Consider the following 25826-nt stretch of genomic DNA (forward strand, 5'->3'; position numbering starts at 1 on the left):
AGACATGCTGCGGGTTGCTGCCCAGAATCCCCAAGCGTTCGAACGGCAAACGATCGACCGCCTGCGATCCGGATCAGCTACGCCCAATGCTTAGCGTACGCGCAGAAAGAGATTCTGCGATGACCCCAATGATACGAACTACAGCTCCAGGTGACTACCGCGTACGTCCATGTAGTCTCTCGACCAAGTGAAGGCAGGAGCGAAGCTAAAGCAGGATCGCGAATTGGGCAGTTCAGGCCTGCGCTTCCACTGCAACAAGTCCCGAACGGATACGGTCTTGCAGTTCTGGCCCAACTCGCCGAAAACCTAAGAGCCGGGCTGCGCTCCGTACTAGATCTTCCGGACCGCTTCCGGGATTGTCCTCCTCCGCGATCCGGAGGGCCGCTTGTATCTCGAGCAGCGACAAGGCGTCTGCCTTCGCCGTGGCACCGCTTTGCATCGAACGGTCGCGCACAGGCGGGTCCTGTCGCTGCTTGGCCGTGCACCAGAAGTCCTCAAGCTGTTGCAAGTTTTCACTGCCACGTGCCGCTTGCCGCAGCGCTGCCAGAGTGGCGGTGACCACACGGCTCCCCGCGCTCTTCTTGCCGCACGCGGCGGCGATCCGGCGGGCGACCTCGATGGTGGATACCGGTCCTTCGATCTCGACCACCTTGACGACAAGCGAGGCAAGGACGCTCGGCGGGATCTGATGCGGCTCAAAGGGCAATGCCACGTGAAGATCGGCGCGCACATAGGACGGCATCACGCGCACCGCAGGCTCCGGCAGAGGGACGAACTCGAACTCACCGGCGGGCTCAATCCTGGGTTGCGACTTGCCGCCTGCATTCGTACCAGGGATGGAAATGGCGTCGCCTGCATCCCGCGCCTGCTGCAGGGCATGCCGGAGCCGTTCGATCTCGACGGCTCGGTTATAGAACCAATCGGTGCTCCAGATGCGATGGAATCGCCAGCCCAGATGCTCCAGCACATCCTGGCGCAGGCGGTCACGCTCACGCGCCCACAAGGCCGAATGATAGGCTGCACCATCGCATTCCACGGCGAGCAGATAGTGTCCCGGCTTGTCTGGATGGCGCACGCCGATGTCGATGCGGAAGCCGGCCGAGCCGACCTGCGGATCGGCGAGGTAGCACAACGAGCGGATGACGTCGGCAACGTCTTCCTCCAGGGGCGAGTCCGGCTCGTACCCGGTCTCTTGCGGATCATCGATGCGGCCGGACTTGGCGTAGTCGAGATAGCGCTTGAGGATGCGCGGGCCGTCGCGGGAGGCACGGCTGACATCAAGATCGCCAGGATCGAACGACGCGAAGACCTCGCACCGCAGGCGGGCGCGGGTGAACAGCACGTTGAGGCGACGTTCGCCACCTTCTCCATTGACCGGGCCGAAGCTGGCGCCCGTCATCCTGCCGCCGGGTGTCACGGGTCCATAGCCGACACTGATGAGGATGACGTCGCGCTCGTCGCCCTGCACGTTTTCGATATTCTTGACGAACACGTCTTCGGCCCGGCCTTCTCGCAAGAAGTCGTCCAGTGCCGGATCGCCACGCCGTGCGATCTCGAGCAATTCGTTGATGGTGTTCTTCTGCGCGTGGCTGAACGTCACGATACCCAGCGAAACGTCGGGCATGGCACGGGCATGTTCGGCAAGGCGGCGCACGATCGCTTCGCCTTCGATCCGATTGTCTCGCCGGCCACCCTTGTCGTAGGCCCCGGCGACATGGGTGAAGATCAAGCCATAAGCGGGATCCTTCTCCAACGGCGAGGGTGGCAGCACCAGCTCGTGCTCGTAGAACTCCGCGTTCGACACCCGCATCAAGGACGGGTCACGCGAACGGTAGTGCCACTTGAGCATCCGCGAGGGCAGGCCGCGCGCCTCGCACAGGGTCAGGATGCTTTCCATCTCGCCCGCGGACGCCGCCCCGTGGAGCAGATCGCCACTCTCGTCCTCGTCGTCCGGATCCGCGTCGCCCTGCCCGCCGTCAGCCAGAAGGCGATCGAAGAACGAGGACGGCGGCAACTGCTTCTGGTCCCCCACCACCACGATCTGGGAGGCGCGCGCGATCGCGCCCAAGGCGTCCTCGGGCCGCACCTGGCTGGCCTCGTCGATGACCAGCAGGTCGAACGTGATCTGGCCGGGCGTGAGGTACTGCGCGACCGAGATCGGGCTCATCAGCATGACCGGCTTGATGCGCTGGAGCGCGGTGCCCGCCTTGGCGAACAGCTGGCGCATGGCGATATGCGCCCGTCGCTTCGCGATTTCGCCGCGGATCACCGCCATGTCGCCCCGCGCGCCCTGTGGCAGCTGCGTGAGATGAGCCGAGCGGATGGCGGTCACGTTGTCGGTGAATAGTGCCCGCTCAAGGCCGGTGAACTCGCCGACGAGCGCATGACGGTCCAGCGCGCCGAGTTCGACAAGGCGGGGGTTCTCCCCGACGGCGCGGTCCCACAAGTGTTCCGCGCGCGCGAAGCGCAGTTCGATGCCGGCGCGCTCTGCATCGATCTCGCCCGCGTCCATGCTCTCGCCCAGTGTCGATAGACCCAGGTGCTGCAAATCGTTCCGCAGCCGCAGCAGCGCCATCCAGTTAGAGTAGCCTTCCAAACCGCGCGAGAGCCGCTCGCCGGCGTCGATCGTGGTGTTCAGGTCGGCCGTAGGTTCGATGTCGTGCTGTCCCGCCGGATCGAGTTCGAGCGGCTCGAACGCTGCGGCTATTGTCGCGATATCGTCACTGGCACGTTCCAGCGCAGCCTGCATTTGCGTCAGCGCGGCCGGTGCGCTCGCCATGTCGACCAGAAGCACGGGGTCGGTACGATAACGCCCGCCAACGGCCTTGGCGCACCATGCCGCGACCAGCGAGAAATGGGGAAAGTTCGTCTTCTCACCGCGCCAGGAACTGCCCAGCACTTCTGCCAGGAAAGGCTCGTCCGGTGCCCATTCGCGGCGCAGGCTCTGCACGCCGGCAAGCTGGTCGAGCAGGTCGAGCCGCTCGTCCGGACGCTTGGGCAGCGCTTCCCTGAGCAGGCCCGCCAGCTCGCGCGAGGCGGCGCGGTATGCCGAGCCCCAGCGCGCGAAGAAGGACTCGGTCCCCGAGACGATGGCCGCGCGCAGCGGCATGACATCCGCCTCGAAGGCCTGCTCCAGGAAAGCCGCGCAAGCCTCCTCGTATGCCGCCTTCCATCGGCTCCCCGCATCCAGAGCGGCGGCGAGACGATCGGCATCGGGGCAGGCAATCAGCGCGCGTGCGGTGGCGACGTCCTCCTGCCGCAAGCCCTGCACCCGCGTCAGCAGGTCGGTGACGCTGCCCAGCTCGGCCGCCGCGCGCGGCCGTTCGATACCCGCGGCCGACAAGGGCCGGTCGAGCGACGCTCGCAAGTCGCGGGCCATGCCCGCCGCCTTGTCGAGATCGGCACGTATGCGCGACAGCGCGACTGGTTGGATATCGAGCCTGCGCACGGCGGCGAGAGGATGTTCGGCCGGGCGCCCGGTGCGCCCTAGCGCCCGGCCGTAGTCCGCCAGCAGCGTGCAGGCCCTCTCGACATCGTCGCGCGAAAGTTCGCCGAGCTGCTCGGACTTGAAGCGCGGCGGCGGCGCACCCTGGCCCATGAAGCGCGCCTGCAAGCCAAGCACCGAGAACGGCGTCTCGCCGCTCGTGCCGATCGGCGCATGCAGCGCCGCGTCGTCGTCGTTCAGCCGATCGCGGGTGCGCAAGAGCCTCTGGGGCTCATCCGGCATCTCGGGCACGGCCTGCCCTGCCGCCAGGGTCCGCCCCAGCTCGGCCAGCACCGCCTTCTTGTTGGCCGTCTTGGAGTGCAGTTCAAGCGTCAGGTCGCGCAGGCCCACCTTGACCAGTCGGTCATGCACGACCGAAAGCGCCGCCATCTTCTCGGCGACGAACAGCACCGTCTTGCCTTCCCAGGCGGCCGTGGCGAGGATGTTGGTGATGGTCTGGCTCTTGCCGGTGCCCGGCGGCCCTTGCACCACCAGGTTGCGGCCGGTGCGGACCTCTTCGATCACCTTGGCCTGGCTGGCGTCGGCATCGACGACGTGAAGGATCTTGTCGGGCGGCAGCACCGCGTCGAGCCGGTCCTGCTTGCCGAAGGCCGGTTCATCGCCGTCGAAGCCGTCGCAGAGCAGGCCGCGCGCCAGGCCGTGGTTCTCCAGCGCGTTCTCGGGCCAGGCCTTGAGCTCCAGATCCTTGTACATCAGGATCTTGGCGAAGGAGAAGAAGCCGAGCTGGATCGCATCGCGTTCCACCTTCCAACCCGGCCGCGCGGCGATCGCGTCTTCTACCAGCTTGAAGTATTGCGCCGGGGTCCAGTCGTCCTCCAGGCTTTCGATCTCGGGCAGCTTGATGCCGAAATTGTCCTGCCAGCGCTGCTGCAGCGGCAGGTTGGTGACCATGTCCTCGTCACGCAGGTGCAAGTCGTATGTCGAGGTCTTCTGGTTGCGGTCGAGCCTGACCGGCAGCAACACCAGCGGCGCTTCGCGCGCGACGGCGGAGGTCTTGTCCTCGAACCAGGTGACGAAGCCCAGCGCGAGGTAGAGGATGTTGATGCCCTGCTCTTCTTCCGCGGTCTTCGCCTCGCGCGCGATCTTGAGCAGGCGCTTGGCGAGGGCATCGGGCCCCATCCGGGTCTCGAGCTGGTTGTCGGTATAGCGCTCGTCGCCGATCTCGCCGTCATCCTCGAAGGCGAGGTGCAGATCGTCCACCTCCTCGGCCTTGTCGCGGCCAAGCGCGCGGAAGCGCATGGCCTTGCCGCCCCGCAGCACCGCCGCGACATCCTGCGAACGCTCGTTGACGATGTTGACGACATTGCCGCGCGTGTTCGCTCGGTTCACATGGATGAGCCGGTTGCGCGTCCCCGTCTCGACGAGGCGCTTGCGCGTGTCGTCGATCAGCTTCTGTATCTTGGCGCCATCAGCCGTGATCATGCCCACCACTTCCTCGAACGAAACCGAACTTGTGCCGATGCCGCGCCAGCTGCGCACGATGCGCGCCCTCCAGAACCAGGCGCGGCAATCCATCCGCCAGCCCCAACGCCGCGATCGCCATCGGCTCCAGCCTGTTGCTGACCAGCACTTCGCCATCGTCGGCGAAGCTCACCAGCCCTGCATCGAAAGCCGCGTCCCAGTGCGCGCACAGGAGCAGACCGTTGAACACGTCGAGCCGTTCCGCGTCGGTGGCGCACTCCGCCCAAGGCACGATTTGGCTGGCGCGCAGCAGCGCGGGCTCGGTGACGCCGGTGAGCGGGCAAGCGCCCCAGTAGTCAATCAGCGCGGCGCGGAAGAAGCCCTGGCCGATGCGCTGGCGCACGATGCGGTCGACTTCGGTGTCCCCCAGGCTGGCCACCTCGGCCTCAAATTGCGTGAAGGGGAAGGTCGGCAGGCTGCGCGCGAGGTGAAACGCACGGCTGAGCGCGCGGCGCATCGCGGGCTGCTCGGCAAAGGCGAACACGCCCTTGCAAGGTGGAGGCGCCGGGCCGGAGACGGCATCGAGCTGCTCGGACGCAAGCACTTGCGCGACGCCGGCGTGTTCGACCGCGAGAAACCAGGGGCCGCCACCGTCTGCCGTACCGGACGCAAGCGCGACTTCGCCGGGTACGCCTTCGTCGGAGCGGAACCACAGCCAACCATCCGCCTCACCATTGGCGCGGCGGTAGCCGTGGTTCCAGGCGGCCTGCTCCAGCTCGACCCGGAAGATCGGGTGCGGCGTCAGGCGGCGATGGCTGGTGGAGATCGTCAAGCCGCCGCTCCCGAAAGCGGCGACGGATTCAGGCGAAGCGGCGCGTGGCCTGCTGGGCGCGCATCTGCAGGCGCCGAGTGGTCACGCCATCCATGGTGCGCAGGGCCGCTTGAAGGTCGCCCTTGCCGAACCGCGCACGCACGACGGCGGCGATGGCGCGCTCCTCCTCGCGGTCGAGTTCCTCGACCGGGTCGTGTTCCATGCCGATTTTCATGGGCGGGGGCTCCTTCTACGAATTTCGTAACACGAAATGGAGAACGCTGGCTAGACATCAATGGCTCCGCTTGAAAGCGGCGGCCATCAGAGCCGTCATCCGGGCGATCAGCCGCACCGTGTCGACCGCCTGGACCTGACGGTTATCCGGATCGCGCCGGAACCGACCGGCGACATCGGTCGAAGCGGCCACCACGCCCCATATTTCCGGCGGGTCGCCCAGGCGGACCGGGATCGCCGCCAGCGAGCGGTAGCGTTCATTGTCATAGGAGCGCTGGCGATCGGCAGGCACTGGGTAATCCGCTACGATATCCTGCGCGGTTCCATCGGCGATGATCACATCGCGCTTGCCCGCCCAGGCGGCGCCGACAAAGCCCTCGTTGCGTCCCCAGCAGCGACCATCCGCCTTTTCGCCGAGCCGGTCGGCGCGGCGGGCGGCCAGGCGCACGAGACGATCATCCCGCACCTGGAAGACCGAGATGGCCCAGCTTTCGGATGAGTCGAACCCGATCGAGCGTGTCAGGAAATGCAACGCCGCATCCAGCATCGCTTCCACCACGACAGCCGGATCCTCCAGCTCTGGCGTCAGGAGGGCCTGCTCGAGCGCCTCGCGCATGAAGCGATTGGCGTCGATCAAGGCAAGTCGGCGCTCGTCCTGCGTGTGACGCGCGTGAAGTTCGGCTTGCATGGCATCGCGCTCGTCAAGAAAGCCCTGTGCCTCACACTCCAGGGCCGAGGCGCGCTCGAGCAAGGCGGGGGCTTCATCCTGCAGATGAAGCAACAGGACACTCGCCAGTGCGATCATGAGTCCCCCGCCCAGGATCAGCACGCCCTTGGCCGTCAGCAGCCCGTCTCCTTGTGGGACCATCGATCCCTCCATGCCGCCACCCCACAAGGTCAGCACACCTCCGCCGATGACGCCGACGATGTTGATCCAGCGCTGAAACAGGCGGGTACGAGCGACCCAGGCGAGGCCGGTGGCCAGCAAGGCTTCGCGATGGCGGCGCAAGGCGACACGGGCATCTTCGTCACCGGACGCCATCGTCGCCGATGTGCCAATGCAAAGCATCTTCTGCGCACCAAGCCGCTCTCGCACCCGCCGCACCAGCATGGCGACATCGGCGCCCTGGCGGCCGCGATAGGTGTGCAATTCGTCGAGGACCAGGAACTCGAGGCCTTCCATATTGGCGACGACTTGGCGATCGAGGTCGTCCTGCCGCGTCATCAGCAGCTCGAGCATCATGAAGTTGGTCAGGATGATGTCCGGCTTCGTCTCCGCGATCCGCTGCCGCTCGCTATGCTTTTCCTGACCGGTGTAGCGGGCGAACGTCGGCTTCAAATTTTCGTCTATGCCGCAGCTGTCGATGAATTTCTCCAGCTCCTCGCGCTGCGAATTGGCGAGCGCGTTCATCGGATAGATCACGATGGCGCGCGTGCGCGGCGCGGCGCCAGCGCGCTTGGCCTTGAGGATCCGGTCGATGATCGGCACGAAGAAGCACAGCGACTTGCCCGAGCCGGTCCCCGTGGTGACGATGTAGTTGCGGTTCTGCAGCGCCTTGGACAGCGCCTGATCCTGATGCAGGTGCAAGTCGATCGGTGTGCGCTCGGGACCGAAGGCGAAGGCCTTGGGCGTGTCCGGGTCGACCACGCCCTCGACGGCGAGATCGGCCAGGGATCGGCCCGACGCAAAGTGCGGATTGACCCCGATCAGCGGCTCCGGCCAGAACTTGCCGCTGCGATAGATCTCGTCGACCTGCCTGCTGATGTCGCCTGCGCGGATCGTAGTGAACGACCGGGCGAACGCCTCGTAGCGGCCGACCAGATCAGCATCGAGTTCAAAGACGTTCATTGCCGCTCACCAACCCATCCGCCCGCGCGAAAGCGCCTCTAGCAAGCTCACGGCTTCGCCGACATCCGTGACAAATCCGGTCGTTCGCCATCACACCGATCCCAGTGCCAGCAGCACCCGCTCGCGCATGACCTTCCGAAGCGCTTCGGGGCTCTCGATCCGGATGTCGCCGCCCCAGGTGAACAGGTGCTCGGCGATTTCGCGCAGGCCGCCTGAGCGGAAGCGCACGAGGAGCTCGTCGCCATCGCGCTCGAGGGCCTGGCCAGGATGGAAGCGCCACGACCTTGCGCGCGCGACGGCGCTGGGCAGCACGCGCAGTACGATCTCGTGGTCCTCCTCGCGCCAGATGCCGAAGCTGCCCGCCAGCCAGGTGTCGAGGTCCCAATCGTCGGGCGCGCAGCCGACGAGGTTGGAGACGCGGGTGTCGGTCATCCGGTCGACGCGGAAGAAGGCGGGCTCCTGTTCGGGCCGGCCGAGACGCAGGGGAACCTTGCCGACCAGGTAGGTGGTTGCGCCGTGGATCAGGCCGTAGGGGATGACACGGCGCCACTTCGGCTGCTCGCCGCTCTCGGCGACATAGTCGAACTCCAGGCAATGGCCCGAAAGGATCGCGCCCTGAACGGCGCCGAGCGCTTCGGCGGTTGCGTCGAGCAGCGGCCCGGCGACCACGCGGCTGCGCTGCAGGCGCACGAGCGCGTCGAGATCGGGCGCGAGGCGCGCGCGTTCGCGGTGATCGAGCGCCGACTTCACCTTGGCGAGCAGGCTTTCGAGGTGGACGGCATGGGCAGCCCCCTCGGCACGTCGACCCGCTGCTTCGGTCTGCAGTGCGGCGACCTCCTCAGCGCTGGGTCTCGTATAGATGCGGCGCAGGCTGTCGCGGATGAAGAAGCGCTTGGTGCGATCGTCGAGGCGCTCCTCGACGTCGAACTCCTCGCGCAGCGCATCGCGCAGGCGCTCGGCGGTCCGGCGGTTCACGCCAAGCTCGCACGCGATCTCGTCCAGAGTGAGGCCTTCGGATGATTCCGACAAGAGATGCACCAGCGTCAGCGCCCGGCGCAATTTGCCCATGCGCGGCCTTCCCGGCTGCCTACCTGCGTCCATGATGTGCCCCCACCGCGACCGAAGCTGTCGCAGATCGATCGCGCTGGCAAGTACCTGGCGGCGGTTAAGATGAGATTTCAGGGGCTAAGCCGGCTTAGCCTGACACTTGCGACTTCAGAGCCAGACGGCGCGCGCGCTGCCGGGTCGCCTCGGCTAGGTGCGCAGTTAGCGACGGATCGGTGAGTCCGTCGACGAGGATGCCTCGTGCGATTGCGCCCTCCACAGTGCGCGCGATGGTCCCGGCGCGACGGCGCACGTAGGGCGCTGTTAGACCGGCGTCCGTGGCAAAGCGCGCGAAGCTGTCCGCGTCGATTTCCTCCAGGTTGGCCGCGCCCCCGAAGCGCATCGCCAGGCGCGCAGACAGTTCGGGCCAGGCGCGGGTCGCGACCAGGTCATAGAGCGGCGCGAGCACGACTTCACCTGCGTCGGTCCGCAGCAGGCTGAAGTTCTTGGCATGGGCGTCGGCATTGCCGATCACGAGGTTGAACAGCGCCGCGTCGCACAGCTTGAGCACTTCGCGCGCCGGCCGGGTTGCGGCGCGGCGCAGCAGGCCGAAGCTGTCGCGGAACCCCGGCCCGCCTTCGGCCGCGTACTTGCGGTTCGAGGGAACACCCAGAGCCTGCGCGAAGTCTTCCTGGTGCAGCCGAGTGGTGCCGCCCTCCCCAGTCTGCGCCCGATCGTAGCGGGCGACCAGCAGGTAGGGCTTGCCCGCCACTTGCCGCCATTGAGCCCGTGCGGCGTCCAGGCCGGCCGCGCGGGCGAGCGCCAGACAGAACGCCTCGTTCGCGGCAAGGCCACCGAAGCGATCCGGCTCGGGCTTTATGAGGTGCGTGGAGGGCTCGCCCGGGCGCGGCACGGCGATCGCATCGGTGCCGGGCGCCAGCAGCACCGGCAGCTTGCCTTGCGCACCGGCGAGGCTCAGGCGCGCGCCGCCTTCGCCCGCCAGCATCGGCACCAGCGGCAAGCGGTCGAGCAAAGTGGCGAGCGCCTGGTCTCCAAGCGGCTCGGGCGGTTGCGTCAGGTCTGGCTCCGGCGGCGTCTCGCCAGGCGGTAGAAACGCCAGCGCGCCGGCCACGTCTCCTCCCAGGGCCTGAAGCAGGCGGAAGGGATTGTCGGGCGAGACGCCGAGCACGCGGGCGATCGCCGTGCGCTGGCCCTCTTCAGGCAGAAGTCCTCCGAACACCGCCTTGCACAAGGCATCGGCGAAGGGTTCGGCCCCGCGCGGCATGGCCTGTGAGAGTGGCGGTGCAGCCGGGTCGCTCAGCCAGTCGGAGGCGTAGGCGAAGTGCATGGCGCCGCCGCGATCGATGGTCAGCTCGCCGGCCAGGCACAGCCCCCACCACACGTTCAGGCGATCCTGGACCGGCAAAGTCATGATGCCGAGCGATCCCGGCCCCGCCCCGGCCGGGCGATGTGGAGCGAGCAGCCAAGCGCAGTCAGCACGTCGAGAACCTTGCCCAACTGGGCGGTTGCCTTTCCCCCCTCCAGCTCGACGATGAACCGCAGGCCCACGCCGCTCGCCGCCGCCAGCTCGTCCTGGCGCAAGCCTTGCGACTTGCGCTCGTCGCGGATGATGCGGCCGATGATCGAGGCATCCATGCAGGCGTCCTTTCCCAAGCGGGATCATTAAACCATCTTCGCGGTGAATACCACGGCAACTTTCCCGAGCGGGCAAGATCTAGCGTTATGTCCGATCGGGCTTGCGCACCTTCCCGTTCGGGAAAACCGCAAATTGCCAAGCTTCTTGTGGACTGAACAACTTCTGGAGCGTATCATGCGAAAATAGTTCAACCGAGCCGAGCGCGCACGAGATGCATTCAGAAGTCCAACGCCTCGCCGAAATGAGCGAAGCGGGCGAAAAGATGATCGAGCGCCTGCGCCGCAAGGCCTTTCTGCCCGAGAGCCGCAAAGGCCTCAACGTGCGGTTCGGCATCGCCGAGGCCGCGCAGCTGCTGGGCTGCTCCACCAACCGCATCCGCATGGCCGAGGACGACGGACGACTGCCCGCTCCCCCCGCCGGCGAGAACGGCCGTCGCCTCGGCTATTCGGTAGAGGAGCTGCTCCACATGCGCCAGGTGCTGGGCGCCTCCCCTGCCCGCGCCCCGCTCGACATGCCTGCCATCATCGCGGTGCAGAACTTCAAGGGCGGTGTCGGCAAGTCTACGGTGACGACGCACCTGGCCCACTACTTCGGCGTGCAGGGCTATCGCGTGCTGGTGGTCGACTGCGACAGCCAGGCCACCACGACGACGTTGTTCGGCTTCAATCCGCACTTCAACATCAGCCGCGAGGAAACGCTCTATCCCTACCTCTCGATCGACCCGACTCAGGCCGACCTGCTCTATGCGGTAAAGCGCACGCCCTGGCCCAACGTCGACCTGATCCCGTCGAACCTGGAGCTGTTCGATGTCGAGTACGAGCTGGCCGCGGCCGGATCGGATGGGCAGTCAGTGCTCGCCGCGCGGTTCCGCAAGCTGAAGCAGGGCCTGGCGGACCTCGCGCGCGATTACGACATCGTCATCCTCGATCCACCGCCGGCGCTGGGCACGATCAGCCTGGCGGTGATGCAGGCCGCGAACGCCCTGCTTGTGCCGATGGCGGCCACTACGCCCGATTTCTGCTCGACCGTGCAGTTCCTCTCGATGATGGACCAAGTGCTGGCGCAGCTGACCACCGCCGGCATCGAAGTCGACTACGCCTTCGTGCGCCTGCTGTGCTCCAAGTTCGACGGCAACGATCCCAGTCACGAGATGGTGCGCACGATCATGGAACAGACTTTCGGCCCCGCACTCCTGCCGGTGCCGATCCTGGAGAGCGCGGAGATCAGCCACGCGGCGCTGCGGATGATGACGATCTATGAGCTGGAGCGGCCGATCGGCACGCCGCGCACGCACAAGCGCTGCCGCGCCAACCTCGACCAGGCGTTGGGGCAGGTCGAACAGCTGGTGCGCTCAGGATGGGGGCGGAGCCAGAAGGTGGACGAGGAGCTGCTGGTCAATGGCTGAACTGCCGCTCGCAAGCCTCGCAATGGCCTGCGCGATGGCCCGCGCTGCGCCTGGAGCGGGGCCTTGCGGCGTCCGTACGATTTCCCCTTTCCTACATGGTATTTGTTCCACATATGTTCCGATCAACGTAGTGCCGAGGTAAGCCATGGCCCGCAAGCAGTCCGATTATCTCGCCGCCCTTCTCTCGGAGGATAGCGACGCCGTATCTACCGCTGCCGATGCGCCCGCCACGATGCAGGCAGACCGCGGCGATCGCGCACGCGGCACCACCCTGCTCGGGCGTGAGAGTGCGCTCGCCCGCGTCGCGAGCGGCGAGGTGCGCCAGGTCACGCAGCTGCTGCTCGATCCTGCGCGGGTGCGCGTCTGGCCCGGCAACGCGCGCAGCTACGCCCACTTGTCGGAAGAAACCTGCCGCGAACTGATCGACTCGCTGATCGCCGAGGGTGGCCAGAAAGTTCCTGCCGTCGTGCGCCGCGTCGAGGGCGATCCCGTCCACGATTACGAGGTGATCGCGGGCACCCGCCGACACTGGGCGATCAGCTGGCTGCGCGCGCACTCCTATCCCGACATGCAGTTCGTGGCGCAAGTCGCCCAGATCGATGACGAAGCGGCCTTTCGTCTCGCCGATATCGAGAACCGCGCGCGATCCGATGTCTCCGACCTGGAGCGGGCCCGCAACTATGCCGAGGCGCTGAAGGCGCATTATGGCAATCACCTCACCCGCATGGCCGAGCGGCTGAAGCTGTCCAAGGGCTGGCTGTCGAAGATGCTCAAGGTCGCCGCCCTACCCGAGGCCGTGATCGCCGCCTTCGCCTCGCCTGCCGAGGTTCAGCTCAAGCCAGGCTACGCGCTTGCCCAGGCACTGGACGACAAGGACAAGGCGGTCGCGATCCGCAAGGAGGCCGCACGTCTCAGTCGCGAGCAGACCAGTCGCCGGGACGAGCGCCGCCCTGCCCTGCCCGCCCCCGACGTGCTGAAAGCGCTGATGGCTGCGCCGGAAGCCAACTCGGCCAAGCCGCAGCCGCTGGTGATGAATCTGCAGCGCACCGGCCGCCCCCTGGTTTCGCTCCAGTCCAGCAACCGCCAGGGCGTGACCTTGCGGCTGCACGCAGGCTCCGGCGCCGACATCGAGGACGTGCTGAACGGCGTGCGCAACATTCTCGTGACTCTCGACGCGGAAGGCCGGGGCCTGCAGCCATGATGGAGCACCGGCTTGCCCTGGCCCGCCCTGCCCTTGCCGGTATTTCCCCGGGGAAATACGCTCGGCTTGATGTTTCCCCGGGGAAACATCGCTGGTGAGCCGCGCCCGCAAGATCACGGTGGGCGAGCAGTTCGACCTGTTCCTGCCCTATATCGCCGACCTGCCCTTGCGCGATCAGCGCGAGATGATGGAGCGGCCGTTCTTCAGCCTCGCCAAGTCGAAGCGCCTGAAGCCGATCGACTACACCAGCCCCGACGGCAAGGTGCGGGTCCACGTCAGCGCCAATCCGGACTATGGCATGGCGACGATCTGGGATGCCGACATCCTGATCTACTGCGCCAGCGTCCTGGCCGACATGGCGCGCCGTGGGCACAACGACGTGCCGCGCAAGCTGAATATCATGCCCTACGACCTGCTGCGGGCGATCGGGCGCCCCACAACCGGGCGTGCCTACGAACTGCTCGGCCAGGCGCTGGATCGGCTCGTCGCTACCACGATCAAGACCAACTTGCGTGCGGAGAACCGGCGCGAGGCGACATTCTCCTGGCTTGATGGCTGGACGCAGCTTGTCGACGAGAAGACCGAGCGCTCGCGCGGCATGACCATCGAGCTGTCGAACTGGTTCTGGGAGGGCGTCACCATGAAAGGCGGCGTGCTCGCCATCGACCGCGCCTACTTCGACATAACCGGCGGCCGTGAGCGCTGGCTCTACCGCGTGGCGCGCAAGCATGCGGGCGGGGCAGGGGAGGCGGGTTTCGGCATCTCGATGCCCGTGCTGTTCGAGAAGTCCGGCGCGGAAGGGCAGTACCGGCGATTCAAGTTCGAGATGCTCAAGCTGGCCGAGAAAAACGATCTGCCGGGCTACGAACTCGGCGTCGAAACCACGAAGGATGGCGAGCCGATGATCCGCATGCGGCGGGTGGACGGGAAGGGCGGTGCGCAGGCCTGCCTGCCCGCGGCACCGGGCGCGGCGGAACCGGACGGCGGCGCGGCGCCGGATACGCCGGCTCTGAAGCGGGCCGAGGGTGTTTCCCCGGGGAAACATCCCGAGGTGATCGATGCCCGCAAGCTGATCCGCTCGGCCGTCTCCGGCCTGTCCGACGCTGCGACACGCGGTTTCATGACGGACGACACGATCGACCAGCTGCGCCGCGAGTGCCCGGGGTGGGACCTTTACGTCCTCCATGCCGATTTCGAGCGCTGGGTCGCCGGCTCACCCGACCGCACCCCTGCCGACTGGCAGCGCGCCTTCATCGGGTGGGTAAAACGGCACCATCAGAAGCATCGCTTTCAGCTTCCCGGATAAGGCCGATCTTGCCCGCCGCGTTCCCGAAGTGTCGCGCCACGAAAGTCTAGTACGTGCACAGCGGCTCAATGCCGTACCTCCGATTACGAGATTGAACGTCATCGCCGGCGAGTGGCGCCAAACTGATTCAATTCCCGTCGTGCTGTGGCACGCTTCGACACTCCAGGAACACCACGGGCGACACCGACGATCCTCCAGGAACGAGGCGTCGAACTTTCAGGAACGGCACCATCGACACATCGGGACCACATCCTCGATCCATCCGGAACCGCCCCGCCACACGACTCGCGCGATTCCGGCGCTGAGCGAACCACAGCGGACAGCTTAACTGTTCTAAAAGATTCAGAAACCTATCTAACCTTCAGAAGCCTGCGGCTTTGGTGGGATTGTCTGAGAAGACCGATTGCACCAATCCGTTCGCCAGCACGGGAAGCCGGCAGTCAGACGCTCGACCAGTGGAACACCATGCCCGCGCAGCACTTCGAGATACGGTCGATTGGCTACTGCGGCTTTCTCGAAGTGAGCGTCGCGACCTTGCGCCAGCGCATCGTAGTTGCAGATCACCAAACCCGGGGGCAGGATCACTTCCAACGCAGCACCGGGAGCAAGCTCGCGCCAGACAGCGCGCGCGGCATCGCCCGGAACGTCGAACTTGTCCGCCAAGCCGATTAGCACCGACGCAACCTGACGATACGCCTGCCTGACTTGGCAACTGCGGTCAGACCTGCCCGCTTCCATCCAGGCTACGTACTTGCGCAACTGGTGGATGACCTTGATGCCACCCAGATAAGCGCCATCCGAGCTCTCGCGGTAAGCCGAACGCGCGCGCAACTCACTGTTGTCGCTGCACTTCGCTTCCCAGAAGGCGAGACTGCCATGCTGCGCCACCACCAGATCCATGCGAGGCGCTTTGCGTTCCGCAGTGTTGGCGGGCAGGGCCATCTCCAGATCCAGAGCACCGGGGTTGTGCGCGACAAGGTCGTCGACGAAGGCCTTCTCGGCCCCGGCATAGGTAACGGCGATCTCGATCCAGCTGTCGATCTGACCGGCGGACACACAGGCCGAATCAAACGTCACGGTGCGCTGGTCGAGATCCGAAGGTCGGGCGGCGTGACGCTTGTGCCCGGAGACATAGACTGGGTGTACCGCCAGGCGTGTGGCGCCGCCAACTCGCGATATCCGTGTGATGGACTGGCCTCGGACGTAAAGATTCAGATACCCGGCGCGGACCCCAATGCGCAGGCACCGCTGCGCGTCGCAGACTTCACCTGGTAGTGCCCAGCGCGCGAAAAGATGACGAACGGCGGCATTGTCGGCCAATTCCTCAACGGCGAAATGTCGCGCAAACGGCTTCATAGCTGGAGGCTCTCCTCGCTGATCGCTGTCCTTGTACGAGGTTACGACCGTTTATGTCGTTGCACTATCAGAGCAGTGTCTTCGCGGCCGCGGCTACCCGCACGATCTACGGATAGACAAAGCCCTGAGTACATGAACTATCGTCGAGATATTACAAACGCGAAGCATACGGCAGTCGGTGGAAACCGCGCCGCGCATTGCAACCGGAGCCATAGATGATCAACGTTCTGCTGGCTGCCGCGATCCTCACGGACGCAGCTGGGCGTGACCAGCGCGGCAAGGAAGCACGTGACGCCCCTGCCGTCATGCGCACCCACATCGCGCCAAGGACGCAGCTCTCATGACCCGCTTTGCCGCACGCGACCCGCTGCATCCGGAAAACCTGAAGCACAAGCAGCGTGCCTTGCGTGACGGCTTCCCCTTGCCACTTACTTTACGCGTTCACCGGGCGCTGTCGTGGCTTCGCCGTGCCGATGCAGAATCCGACGACGACGACGTGCGCTTCATCCTGTTGTGGATCGGCTTCAATGCCGCATATGCAAGCGATCTGGGGCAGGCGGCCGGAGATGATGGACGGCGCGAGCGCAACGTGTTCCTCGCCTTCTTTCATACTCTGGTACGCTTCGACGCGCGCCACCGCATCTACGACGCCGTGTGGAGCCGCTTCGGGCAGGAGATCCGCTTGCTGCTCGACAACCGCTATGTATTCGCACCGTTCTGGCTGCATCACAACGGAGTGGCGGGCTATGCAAACTGGGAACTGCGCCTGGAAGACCCGCGCCGGCAAGTGAACCGCGCACTACGAGAGCACGACACGGCCACGCTGCTCTCGCTGCTGTTCGACAGGCTCTATGTACTGAGGAACCAGCTGGTCCATGGCGGCGGCACCTGGAACAGCGGCAACAACCGCGCTCAGGTCCGCAGCGGCGCGGCGCTGCTGGGTTACCTGCTGCCGATCTTTGTCGACTTGATGATGGACAATCCCGCGCATGCCTGGGCGCTGCCGCACTATCCGGTTGTGGAGTAGAGCATGGCTGAACGGCGAAAGAAGGCGGCGGCCGATGCCGGGCAGTTCGCCGATCCAGTACAAATCCTCCAGGGTGCGTACCGAGTGCATTTCAATGAGGCGGCGCTCCGGAGATATGCGCTTATCCATGAAGGGCATATTTGTGCCTATGCGCTGCCTGCCGAGGAAAAGCTGACTGGATTGCGCGGATCAAGGCGTAGCCACCGCGGCGACCTCCTGGCATTCATCGGTGCGCGCCAGGGCGAGCACGCCTTGACCGCATCCAGCATTCCCTGGCTCAGGATATTCGAGACGCAGGTCTGCAGCGGTCTGCGCGACTTCCTGCTCGCCCAGCCCCACCATGACGGCGTCCGCACGCTGCTTGGTGCGCTTGCACCTGACTTTGCCTGGCCGACAAACATCGACGAGGCCATGATCGATGTCGAGGTGCGATGCGCATCCACCATCAAGGGCCAGCGGAAGCGGCCGCGCATAGACATGCTGATCACGGTGATAAGCGGGGGCCGAAGGTGCGGCGCGGTCATTGAGGTAAAGATCGGCAATGCGAAGGTCATCAATCCGCTTCCAACCTACACGCAGTTCGCCCGCACGCACTTCGGCCCCGTCGCCAAGGGCGACATTCCCGCCGACACGATCTTCGTCGTCCTCGTGCCATTCGCTTCGGCCAGGCTAAGGCGCCGGCTACGTCATCCTCGAAACCGACATTGGCGCATTGTCGAATGGCCTGCATTCATGCGCAGGATCGAGCAGCGGCTTCGGCATGACACGGCAGACTTCAAGATCTTCCGCAAAGTTATCTGGGATACGATTGATGTACGAACCGGTACCTGAGTTTCGCCTTCCCGAGAGCACCGCCGGGTACCTGACCGATCCGCTTGTGCTCAAGGCAGTAGATAGTCTGCTGGACGAAGACAGCAGCACTCTTCCGTCGACATTGGATAGTACGGAACTCGCCAGCTACTTGCGCGCGAGGGCAGCGGCTCTCGCCGTCAAATATGACACCGTCATTGCACTGGAAGAGCTTTGGCGAGCGATCTGGGGGCGCCTCCTTGGCGGTTGGTTGTGCGACGCTGAGTGGAAGGAAGATCGTAACCCGGACCACTTGTGGGACGAACAGGCGTTCTGGCACAGACACCTGCGCTCAGGATATGCGTTCTGGACCGGCATAGAATTACAAAGGCCCTCTGACGATCAGATGCCCTGCATTCGGCTGTATTGCTCATTGCTGCTTACGAGTGACGAGGAAGAGACCGAACTGCTGGAAGGAAAGCTTGCCGGCTTCGAGCTGACCGATGAGGACCATTCATGGAGTTCGTGGATGTACCAGATCGATCCATGCAGGATACCAGTCGAGCAAACAGTGGAGCTTTCCGAGATGAAGGCCATCGCCGACCGCATTTACCAAGCGGTTCAAGAAGTTACGCTATAGATGGTAAGCGGTTCGATAGTGCTTCCGACAAGGCCCGTAGACTTGCCTCAAGCGGATATCTTGCCGCCATATCGATCCGCCCGATCAGCAGCGCCTCGGTACCACCATGCACGCCGAACCGCCGCACTTCTCTCGAACCGGTGCCGGGCATGGCGGGGTAGAGCAGCATCAGCCGATCGCACTCGTACAGGCGGGCATAGGCCATCATCTGGTAGATGTCGGCCTGGCTCACGCCGTGCTTGCGGTCGAGCGGGTCGGCACTGAGGCGCTTCCACTTGGTATCGATCACCGCAACGATCTTGCCCGCACGCTTGAGCAGGATGTCGGGGCGGGTCTGGAAGACCTCGCCGCGGCAGGGTTCGTCTTGCGACCATGCGCCTAGGCAGTGGCGCAGGCCGCCTTGAGCGACGACCTCGAGATCGCTGGCAGCGAGCGCACGGCGCAGCAGGGCTGCCACCGCGTCCTCGAACAGGCGCTCCATCGGGAAGAGCAGGGCGGTGCCCTCCTGCGCGCCGGCGCGGTACCCGGTTGCTTGCCAGTCGCGCCCCATGAGCAGGCGGGCAAGGCGCAGCAGGCGTTCCCACCGCCGACTGGTGCGGTCAATGCGCACTTTGTCCCAAGGCAGCGCGGAAGACGGCCGCAGCGTCACGTCCGCCAGCACGAAGCGCAACTCGTCGAGCAGCCGGCGCGTGGCCGGCAGGCGCGTGCGTTTCCCCAGGGAAACGACGGTTGCTGCCATGACCTGCATCAGTGCGATGTCGTGGCTGAGCACGTCGTAGCGGCAGGCAAGCCGATCGGACCGCACCGCGAGATGCGTGAACTGGCGGGTTACGTCGAGGCGACCACGCAAGGCGGGGAGGTCGTCCTCGCAAGCCCCGTATTGGCGGGGCAGGCCGCGGCGGGTCTCGGCAAGCAGGCGCTCGGCGAACAGGCGGATCAGCACTCCGAGCAGGGTATCCGCGCCGTGAGCCATCGCCGCCGCGCCGCCGTCGCCGATCTCCAGACCGAGCGCGAGATCGATCAGGTTGACGAGCCGGGCGCGCACTGTCGGTGTGTCCTCGTCAGGCATGTCAGGGTCGATCTTGGGCAGGATCTCCAGGCTGCAACCGGGGGCGGCGAGCACGCCGACCATCTGGCGCGCGCGCAGATGGTGGCGGTGATCGGCGAGGATGCGCGATCCGTCCTCGCCGCCGAGGGGATGCGAGCGGGCAGCGGCAGTCAGCGCCTCGGCCTCACGGACGGTGAACCCGCCTGCCGTGCCCACCGGCACCTTGCCCCATTCGCGGACGCACAGGTGGGTCACGCCGCGGCGTCCAGCGCCTCGTCCTCGCCATCGCTATCTTCGGCCTGGCCTTCGCCTGCAACCTCGCCACCAATGAGCCGGGCGTAAGCATCGAGTGCAAAGCTGGGCCGCACCGACCAGGTCTCACGCTCGCCCAGGTCGCCGAGGCCCGGCGGAGCCTTGAGCTTGCGGCTCGCGATGAAGCCGGGCCCGAGCACCGAAGCGATGCGGCTCCAGTCCTCGAAGAAGTATTCCTGCAGCAGCGGGATCACCTTGTCGCGCATCACCGCATCGACATCGGCGCGGCTGCGGCAGCCGATGAAGAAGGCGTGGCCTATGCGATGCTCGCGGTCGACAAGATACTCGATCCGCTCGTTGATGGCGGTGAGCACAGTGGGTAGGGGGATGCCGTCGGGCGAGGGCAGCAGGTCCGGCCGGGGCGCCATCTCGCGAAAGGCGAAGCGGCGCCGCAGCGCGGTGTCGAGCAGCGCGATCGAGCGGTCGGCGGTGTTCATGGTGCCGATCACGTGGAGGTTGGCGGGCACGCCGAACTCGGTCTTGGAGTAGGGCAGGCGCACCGTCAGCGCATTGGGCATGCCGAGGCGCTTGTCGGGCTCCAGCAGGGTAATGAGTTCGCCAAAAACCTTGGAGATGTTGGCGCGGTTGATCTCGTCGATGATGAGGACGTGGGGCTCGGGGGCACCGGTCACGGCGCCCACTTCACCCCCGCTGGCGACGATTTGCTCGAGCCCGTCCCAGTTCACGTGCCCGGCGCCCATCTGATAGGCGGAGACCTGGCTCAATTCCTTGCCGTAAATCCTTTCGCGCGGGAGGCTCTCGCCATGCCAGAGCCATCGGACCGAGCGGAAATGATTGTATTCGCCGTTCCTGCCGGGGCGGAACTGATAAGGACCGGTGATCTCGCCGATTGCCCGAAACTTGCGGTTGCCATCGGAGATCACGACCAACGAGCCGATCTCCATGGCGGTGCGGAACGTGTACATCTGCGACATGTTGGGATCGTTGCCGCTTGCCTGCGGATTATCCTCGCGCCAGCGCTCCTTGATGGCGTCCCACTTGTCGTAGCGCGGATCGGACCAGTCGACCTCACCTCCCCAACCCAAGGTGACGTATCCGTCGCGGATGGCATCCTGGTAGATCGCGTCGTCCTCGGACGCCCAGCTGCGCCCGAGCGACATCTTGAAGACCTTGCGGCTGCGCTCGATTACCGGCGCTTGCGCCACGGCCTTGCCGCGATTGCTGGCGGCGACTTCGGCAATCTGCTTGAAGATGCCGTCTTGCGGTTCGAGCGAAAAGCCAGCGTTCGCCCCGCTATCAGTCGTTGCGCCGGTGATAGGGCGCAGGCCCTCGATGAAGTCTTCGTAGGCGAAGTTCTGATGAAAGGTGACGAAGCCGATCCGGCCTTTGTGCTGGAGCGAGGCATAGAGCGCCATCAGCGCGTCGCGATCGACTGGTACGGTCTCGCCACACAGGCGCACGGCCTCCGAGGCGGTGGTGTAGGTCTTGCCGGTGCCGGGCGGGCCGTAGAGGATGAGGTTGGTGGGAGAGGGCATCATGATCTCACGCTCGCTACTGGCAGCAGATGGAATGGGTGCGGCGGGCGATGCGATCGGATCGTCATCGCTCCATTCCGCGTCCGATGCGAGCGCCACCCACAGGAAGCTTTGCACGTCCATCAAATCGCTCGGCTCCCAGCCTTGCTCTCGCTTGAGGGATTCGAACAGCGCGAAGAGCAACTGGTCGAACTCCGCGAATTCGGCGCGCTCGAATGTGGGCGAGGGAAACAGTTTTCGGCCGAACAGCCGTGTACCCGCTTCCTTCATGCGGGTCACCTTGAACCATGCGGCGGCGAGTGGCTGGACTGTCCCCAGGATGCTGATCACGTTATTTAGCACCGCGCCGGCTTGAAGGTTGGGCACGCCCTGGGCTCGGGCTTCCTCAAGAACGCGGGCAGCCCGCTCCAGCGCAGCGGCAGCGTCCCCATCGGCGCGAGCGAGTGCGCCAAGCGCGGTGAACACACTCTCGCGCAATTGCGGCGCGGCCTTGGAAAGCGAATCAAGCATCTGCCAGTTCAATGGCAATCCTCGTTCACCCAGCGTCAGGCGGCGTACGATCGCCAGACCCGCTTCGCCGTCCGAGACTTCGCTGTTTGCAATCTCGCTTACAGCTTCCGTACTTCGTTCCTTGTACTCACGCTCCGTTTTCCAGTAATGACCGGACCGGTCGTCGAATGTCGTAAAGCCAGGCATGCGCCGGAGGAATGTCGCGCAGGCTTCGCGCATGTTCGGCCAGTGGATGACCACGAAGCCGAGCCTTTCGAGCAGTTCTTTGCACAGGCCACCGCCTGGTTTGGCGTCGTTGTTGGTGGCACGAAGGGCATCACGAACGATGGCCTTGCTCGGATAGCGCTGTCCCTCCAGCAGCAACCAGTAGCCGCGGGGCTGCCCTAGGCCGGGAAGAGAGGCGATGAAGGCTTCTGGACCGCCTGCGGCCGTGCAGCGCGCTACAGCGGCAAGGATGTCCTCACGCGTCAGATTGGTTGTAGAGGCTACAGGCTCATCCTCGGCCAGGAAGCGGCGGTAGGTGACGATGGCCGACCGATAGCTGGCGAGCGAGTTGTAGACGCTGCCGGTTACCGGGATGGAAGACGGATTGGGCAAAGCCGCCTTCTCGTCTTCCTTGCTGTAGGTGAGGGCGGAAAGGATTGCCGCGAAACGATCGTGTTCATAGGCTCTGTCGAGATCGCCATAGTGCAGCTCGACACGTCGCGTGTCGGAGATCCTGGTGCTGACGGTGTTTTCAGCGAAGTTCTGTGCCTTCAGCCACCCCCGAAACTCCGCTTCCCTCATCGGCTTCCCTCTCCCGCCACCCAGGCCAGCGTATTGACGAGCCGCAGGTGTTCAACTGATTTCGCGTCGAGTTCCAGCAGCTTCGGGCTCGCCAGCACCAGCGCCAGGGTGCGCGCGCGGCTGATGGCGACGTTGAGGCGGTTCTTCGAGTAGAAGAAGTCGACATGGCGTGGCAGATCGTCGGGACTGGAGGTAGCCAGGCTGACGATCACCACTTCGGCCTCCTGGCCCTGGAAATTGTCGACGGTGCCGACGCGCGCGGCAGAGGGGAGGGCCTCGCTGAGCGCGATCACCTGCATGTTGTAGGGCGCGACGACCAGGATGTTGTCCCAGCCCAGCTTGCCGGTGCGGCCCTGCCGGTCGGTGAAGGAGGTGCCGATCAGCTGCGCGCACAAGTCGGCCACGCGCGCGACTTCCTCGTCACAGCGCTGGCTGCGGCCCTCGTGCGTCATCGGTACGAAGCGGATGCCGTATTCGGCGAGAGCGGGATCATGGTCCGCTGGCAGGTGGAGGCGCTGGCGGGCACAATCGGGATGCGCGTGGAGCCGCCCATCGTAGACCGCCTCCGAAATGAAGCCGCAGATGCTCGGGTGCATGCGCCAGCTGGTGTCCAGAAGGATGCCGCGGTCGGGCGCGATCGTCGCCTCGCCTTCCAGCAGGTAGTCGAGCGCGGAGAGACCGCTCTCGCCCGGGTGGGAGCCCTGGATGGGCTGGCCCAGCTGCATCTGGTCTCCCACCAGTACGATGTTGCGCGCCGCCGCACCCATCGCGACGAGGTGGCCGAGCGAGACTTGCCCGGCTTCGTCCACGAACAGGTACTCGAGCGCCTGGTCCAGTGCCTCGTCGGCGAAGAGCCAAGCGGTGCCGCCGATCAGGTCCGGGGCGTAGTCGAGCACATCGCCGTTGCTATCGACGTCGATGATGGTTTCGCCGTGCAGGTAGCTGCCGGTATCGGTCTTGCTCGCCTTCTTCACGCCGCAGAAGGTGACGCCCTGCTCGCTGGCGATTTGCTCGACCTTGCGCAGGAGGTTGTTGACCGCCTTGTGGCTGTTGCTGGAGACGCCGACTTTCTTGCCCGCCGCCATCAGCGCGACGATGACATGGGCGCTGGTGTAGGTCTTGCCGGTGCCCGGAGGCCCCTGGATGAACAACGCGCTGTCGTCGAGCGCCAGGCAGCGCAAAGTGGCGGCTTCGACTAGGCTCCCGCCCGGCCGCACCATCGGACCACCGGCCCAGTCATGCAGGCGCGGAGGGGTGCGCTCGATGAGGTCAACGAGGGCGCGATAGCTCTCACCGCCGTTCGCCCAATGTTCGGCTACGCGCCGCACGGCGGCGACCAGCGGACGATTGTTGACGGTGGGCTCCGGGATCAGCGATCCGTTAGGCGGAAACGCATCGCCCGGCTTGAGCTGGCGCTTCAGGGTCAGCGTGCCGGCACTTGTGTCGATGCTGTCGATCTTGCCCAGCTTGGCCAGCGTGGGCGCATGGAGCACGGCGGAGCCAGCGCGCAGCTTGGTGTCCTGCGGTTCGAAGCGGTAGCGCGCCACCGTGCTGCGTTTGTCCTTCCATTGCCAGATGCCTTCCTCGTCGGGCAGGGGAGCGATACCGCCGATGCAGTCGCCGTCATCGGCAAGTTCTTCCAGCTCGCGCTCGCAGCGGTCGAACATGGCCCAGAACGCCGGCTTGTCGGCACGGCGGTGGAAGCCGGTGAGATGACCGACAAGCGCACGGCCGCGCTCGCTGGGCGGAGTGGGGCCGGCGGCGATCGCGGCCATCAGCGCGGCGGCGGCCTCTTCGGCGGCCAGGCGCTCCTCGGCCTTCTCGTCGGGCACGGCGACTGGGGCGCCGACCTCGCGCCAGGGCAGGTCATCCATGCGCAGCGAGACGAGCCAGTCGCGCAGTGCCTCGGTGTTCTCGCAGTCGACCTTGTTGTACTCGAGAATGTCGTCGAGCACGCGCTGCTCGCCGGTGTCCTGCCAGGACTTGTACTCGATGATCGAGTCACCGGCATTGGTCACCGCCTGGTCGCGCTTGGCGGCGAAGAACACTTCCATGGTCTTGAGCGACAGGTTCGGCTCGCTGGTGCGGATCGACTGGCGCAACACGCCGTAGAGGTCGACCAGGCGCCGTTCGCGCAGGAGCGTGTCGATCACGTCCTCGCGGCTCGCGTGCAGGGTCGAGAGGCGGCGCAACGCGGTGACTTCGTAAGGCGCGTAGTGGTAGATGTGTGCGCCCGGGTTCGCGGCGAGGTGGTCGACCATCCAGTCGACGGTGCTCTCGAAGGCGACCTGCTCAGCCTCACGGTCGTGGCCCCACCGGAAGCGGAACACCGGGGCGCCATCGGCGACATAGTGGACGCCCCAGAGGTAATCGAGGCCGCCCTCGGTCAGCGGATCGCCCTCCAGGTCGAAGAACAGGTCGGCCGGGTGGGGCGGCGGGAGCAGCGCGAAGCCGCGGGCCGGTTCGGGCGGCAGCGTGACCACGACGGGCTCGCCGCCCTCGCGCCGGGCGAGCTGCAGGGCCGCCTGCGCGCGCAGCTTGGCAAAGGTGGCGGGCGCCATGCGCGCAACCCGGGTGTCCTCGGGCGCGGTGGCCAGCGCGGCAAGGGTGGCCAGCCCGGCGTCTTCCAGCTTGCGGCGCTGCGGCTTGCCCAGCCCGGCCACGCGGCTGAGGTGGTCGGCCGCATCGAGCTGCGCATCGCAATGCTCGCGCCAGCCACACAGCGCGCAGGCGGCGCAAGGCTCAGGCTTGGACGTCGGCGCGCCATCGGCGATGAAGTCGAGATAGCGCGCTTTGGCGGCTTCGAGCGTGTGCGCGAACTCGGCGAGACGGAAGCTCTCTTCCGTGCCGCTGCCCAAGGCGACATGGACCCGGCGCGGCCGCGTGCCCTGCACCGCAGCCATCATCTCGGCATAGAGCCCGAGCTGGACGATGTAGGCCGGCTTCACGGACCTGGCTAGCTTGGTATCGACCGGCTCGTAAGACCAGGCGCCAAGGTCCGACGGCTCCTCCACGCGGCGCAGGAAGTCGGCGAAGCCGTGCCACGGCGCATCGAGGAACGCGGCCTGGAAGATCACGCTTGCCCCGTCGCGCATCGCTCGCGCGGTGTCTTGCGCACGGCTGCGCAGCGAGCCGGTCGTGGCGATCTCGACCAGGCCGCCTTGTGCCTCCAGACGCGCACGATAGGCATCCTCGTGCGCCAACCCGGATTGCTGCACCAGCTTCGCCATCGCGTCGTCCTCGGCACGCTCAGGCAGGGCGCCGGGGTCAAGCAGCCGCAGGTGATTGAGCGTGACCGCGTGCGCGCAGCCGAGGAACGTGACGAGGTCTGACGGGGAATGGAGAAGCTGGTCGTAGTAGAGGCGCAAGGGAATCAGGTCTCCGGCGATGTCGGTTTGATTGCTAGAAGCCGAGCGTACGACAGGACCGGTCGTGCACCGAGTGGCCGA

At 65.8% G+C, this 25826-nt stretch carries 18 protein-coding genes; 7 read left to right on the forward strand and 11 right to left on the reverse strand.

Annotated elements, in window-relative coordinates; genetic code table 11:
* Nucleotides 1–232: 232 nt before the first annotated feature.
* From ACHWRX_RS11940 to ACHWRX_RS11970, 7 genes are all read right to left on the reverse strand, one after another.
* A complete protein-coding gene (locus ACHWRX_RS11940) occupies nucleotides 233–4984 on the reverse strand; it encodes a DUF3320 domain-containing protein (protein WP_288414917.1) in 4752 nt (1583 codons plus the stop codon).
* A complete protein-coding gene (locus ACHWRX_RS11945; protein ID WP_288414919.1) occupies nucleotides 4914–5738 on the reverse strand; it encodes an HNH endonuclease in 825 nt (274 codons plus the stop codon). Before ACHWRX_RS11945 ends, ACHWRX_RS11940 begins: the two co-directional genes overlap by 71 nt.
* Nucleotides 5739–5766: 28 nt before the next feature.
* A complete protein-coding gene (locus ACHWRX_RS11950) occupies nucleotides 5767–5952 on the reverse strand; it encodes a hypothetical protein (protein WP_288414921.1) in 186 nt (61 codons plus the stop codon).
* A gap of 57 nt (nucleotides 5953–6009) precedes the next feature.
* Nucleotides 6010–7800 carry a DEAD/DEAH box helicase gene (locus tag ACHWRX_RS11955; protein WP_288414923.1) on the reverse strand — a complete coding sequence of 597 codons (1791 nt, stop codon included), beginning with the start codon at nucleotides 7798–7800 and terminating at the stop codon, nucleotides 6010–6012.
* 90 nt (nucleotides 7801–7890) lie between these two features.
* A complete protein-coding gene (locus ACHWRX_RS11960; RefSeq protein ID WP_288414925.1) occupies nucleotides 7891–8868 on the reverse strand; it encodes a YafY family protein in 978 nt (325 codons plus the stop codon).
* Nucleotides 8869–8995: 127 nt separating this feature from the next.
* Nucleotides 8996–10276 carry a type II toxin-antitoxin system HipA family toxin gene (locus ACHWRX_RS11965; protein WP_288414927.1) on the reverse strand — a complete coding sequence of 427 codons (1281 nt, stop codon included), beginning with the start codon at nucleotides 10274–10276 and terminating at the stop codon, nucleotides 8996–8998.
* Entirely contained in the window at nucleotides 10273–10500 is a 228-nt protein-coding gene (locus ACHWRX_RS11970; RefSeq protein ID WP_288414929.1) for a type II toxin-antitoxin system Y4mF family antitoxin, read from the reverse strand. The genes ACHWRX_RS11965 and ACHWRX_RS11970 overlap by 4 nt, the downstream gene beginning before the upstream one ends.
* Nucleotides 10501–10712: 212 nt before the next feature.
* Between ACHWRX_RS11970 and ACHWRX_RS11975 the strand changes: the two genes are divergently transcribed.
* The 3 genes from ACHWRX_RS11975 (at nucleotide 10713) to ACHWRX_RS11985 (ending at nucleotide 14413) form a co-directional block, all read left to right on the forward strand.
* Nucleotides 10713–11906 carry an AAA family ATPase gene (locus tag ACHWRX_RS11975; RefSeq protein ID WP_288414932.1) on the forward strand — a complete coding sequence of 398 codons (1194 nt, stop codon included), beginning with the start codon at nucleotides 10713–10715 and terminating at the stop codon, nucleotides 11904–11906.
* 145 nt (nucleotides 11907–12051) lie between these two features.
* Entirely contained in the window at nucleotides 12052–13107 is a 1056-nt protein-coding gene (locus tag ACHWRX_RS11980) for a ParB/RepB/Spo0J family partition protein (protein ID WP_288414934.1), read from the forward strand.
* A 94-nt stretch (nucleotides 13108–13201) separates the two neighbouring features.
* Complete coding sequence (locus ACHWRX_RS11985) at nucleotides 13202–14413, forward strand: replication initiator protein A (RefSeq protein ID WP_288414936.1); 1212 nt, start codon at nucleotides 13202–13204, stop codon at nucleotides 14411–14413.
* A 354-nt stretch (nucleotides 14414–14767) separates the two neighbouring features.
* On the opposite strand, the gene ACHWRX_RS11990 is transcribed toward ACHWRX_RS11985, so the two are convergent.
* Nucleotides 14768–15733 carry a hypothetical protein gene (locus ACHWRX_RS11990; protein ID WP_394659379.1) on the reverse strand — a complete coding sequence of 322 codons (966 nt, stop codon included), beginning with the start codon at nucleotides 15731–15733 and terminating at the stop codon, nucleotides 14768–14770.
* A 251-nt stretch (nucleotides 15734–15984) separates the two neighbouring features.
* Here ACHWRX_RS11990 and ACHWRX_RS11995 point away from each other — a divergent pair, with 251 nt between their 5' ends.
* Genes ACHWRX_RS11995 through ACHWRX_RS12010 form a run of 4 tightly spaced genes read left to right on the forward strand, consistent with a single transcriptional unit; the run spans nucleotide 15985 to nucleotide 18225 of the window.
* Nucleotides 15985–16113, forward strand: a complete 129-nt coding sequence (locus ACHWRX_RS11995; protein WP_288414940.1) for a hypothetical protein — start codon at nucleotides 15985–15987, stop codon at nucleotides 16111–16113.
* Complete coding sequence (locus ACHWRX_RS12000; protein ID WP_288414942.1) at nucleotides 16110–16796, forward strand: HEPN domain-containing protein; 687 nt, start codon at nucleotides 16110–16112, stop codon at nucleotides 16794–16796. The genes ACHWRX_RS11995 and ACHWRX_RS12000 overlap by 4 nt, the downstream gene beginning before the upstream one ends.
* 3 nt (nucleotides 16797–16799) lie before the next feature.
* A complete protein-coding gene (locus ACHWRX_RS12005; protein ID WP_288414944.1) occupies nucleotides 16800–17627 on the forward strand; it encodes a hypothetical protein in 828 nt (275 codons plus the stop codon).
* A complete protein-coding gene (locus tag ACHWRX_RS12010; RefSeq protein WP_288414946.1) occupies nucleotides 17608–18225 on the forward strand; it encodes a hypothetical protein in 618 nt (205 codons plus the stop codon). Before ACHWRX_RS12005 ends, ACHWRX_RS12010 begins: the two co-directional genes overlap by 20 nt.
* Here the strand turns inward: ACHWRX_RS12010 and ACHWRX_RS12015 are convergent.
* The 3 genes from ACHWRX_RS12015 to ACHWRX_RS12025 are packed head-to-tail and all read right to left on the reverse strand — an operon-like array spanning nucleotide 18215 to nucleotide 25745.
* On the reverse strand, nucleotides 18215–19528 hold the full coding sequence (locus ACHWRX_RS12015; RefSeq protein WP_288414948.1) for an McrC family protein: 1314 nt from the start codon (nucleotides 19526–19528) through the stop codon (nucleotides 18215–18217). The two genes, ACHWRX_RS12010 and ACHWRX_RS12015, sit on opposite strands and share 11 nt — an antisense overlap.
* Entirely contained in the window at nucleotides 19525–22377 is a 2853-nt protein-coding gene (locus ACHWRX_RS12020; RefSeq protein WP_288414950.1) for an AAA family ATPase, read from the reverse strand. The genes ACHWRX_RS12015 and ACHWRX_RS12020 overlap by 4 nt, the downstream gene beginning before the upstream one ends.
* Entirely contained in the window at nucleotides 22374–25745 is a 3372-nt protein-coding gene (locus ACHWRX_RS12025; RefSeq protein WP_288414951.1) for a TM0106 family RecB-like putative nuclease, read from the reverse strand. Before ACHWRX_RS12025 ends, ACHWRX_RS12020 begins: the two co-directional genes overlap by 4 nt.
* Nucleotides 25746–25826: the final 81 nt, after the last annotated feature.

It is taken from the genome of uncultured Novosphingobium sp. (genome assembly GCF_964277725.1).
Lineage (GTDB): Bacteria > Pseudomonadota > Alphaproteobacteria > Sphingomonadales > Sphingomonadaceae > Novosphingobium > Novosphingobium fluoreni.

Coding starts and splice junctions, on each gene's coding strand:
- ACHWRX_RS11965 (WP_288414927.1), bottom strand. CDS start 10,276: ATGACTTTGCCGGTCCAGGATCGCCTGAACGTGTGGTGGGGGCTGTGC.
- ACHWRX_RS11960 (WP_288414925.1), bottom strand. CDS start 8,868: ATGGGCAAATTGCGCCGGGCGCTGACGCTGGTGCATCTCTTGTCGGAA.
- ACHWRX_RS11950 (WP_288414921.1), bottom strand. CDS start 5,952: ATGAAAATCGGCATGGAACACGACCCGGTCGAGGAACTCGACCGCGAG.
- ACHWRX_RS11975 (WP_288414932.1), top strand. CDS start 10,713: ATGCATTCAGAAGTCCAACGCCTCGCCGAAATGAGCGAAGCGGGCGAA.
- ACHWRX_RS11955 (WP_288414923.1), bottom strand. CDS start 7,800: ATGAACGTCTTTGAACTCGATGCTGATCTGGTCGGCCGCTACGAGGCG.
- ACHWRX_RS12005 (WP_288414944.1), top strand. CDS start 16,800: ATGGCTGAACGGCGAAAGAAGGCGGCGGCCGATGCCGGGCAGTTCGCC.
- ACHWRX_RS11970 (WP_288414929.1), bottom strand. CDS start 10,500: ATGGATGCCTCGATCATCGGCCGCATCATCCGCGACGAGCGCAAGTCG.
- ACHWRX_RS12000 (WP_288414942.1), top strand. CDS start 16,110: ATGACCCGCTTTGCCGCACGCGACCCGCTGCATCCGGAAAACCTGAAG.
- ACHWRX_RS12010 (WP_288414946.1), top strand. CDS start 17,608: ATGTACGAACCGGTACCTGAGTTTCGCCTTCCCGAGAGCACCGCCGGG.
- ACHWRX_RS11980 (WP_288414934.1), top strand. CDS start 12,052: ATGGCCCGCAAGCAGTCCGATTATCTCGCCGCCCTTCTCTCGGAGGAT.
- ACHWRX_RS11995 (WP_288414940.1), top strand. CDS start 15,985: ATGATCAACGTTCTGCTGGCTGCCGCGATCCTCACGGACGCAGCTGGG.
- ACHWRX_RS12020 (WP_288414950.1), bottom strand. CDS start 22,377: ATGAGGGAAGCGGAGTTTCGGGGGTGGCTGAAGGCACAGAACTTCGCT.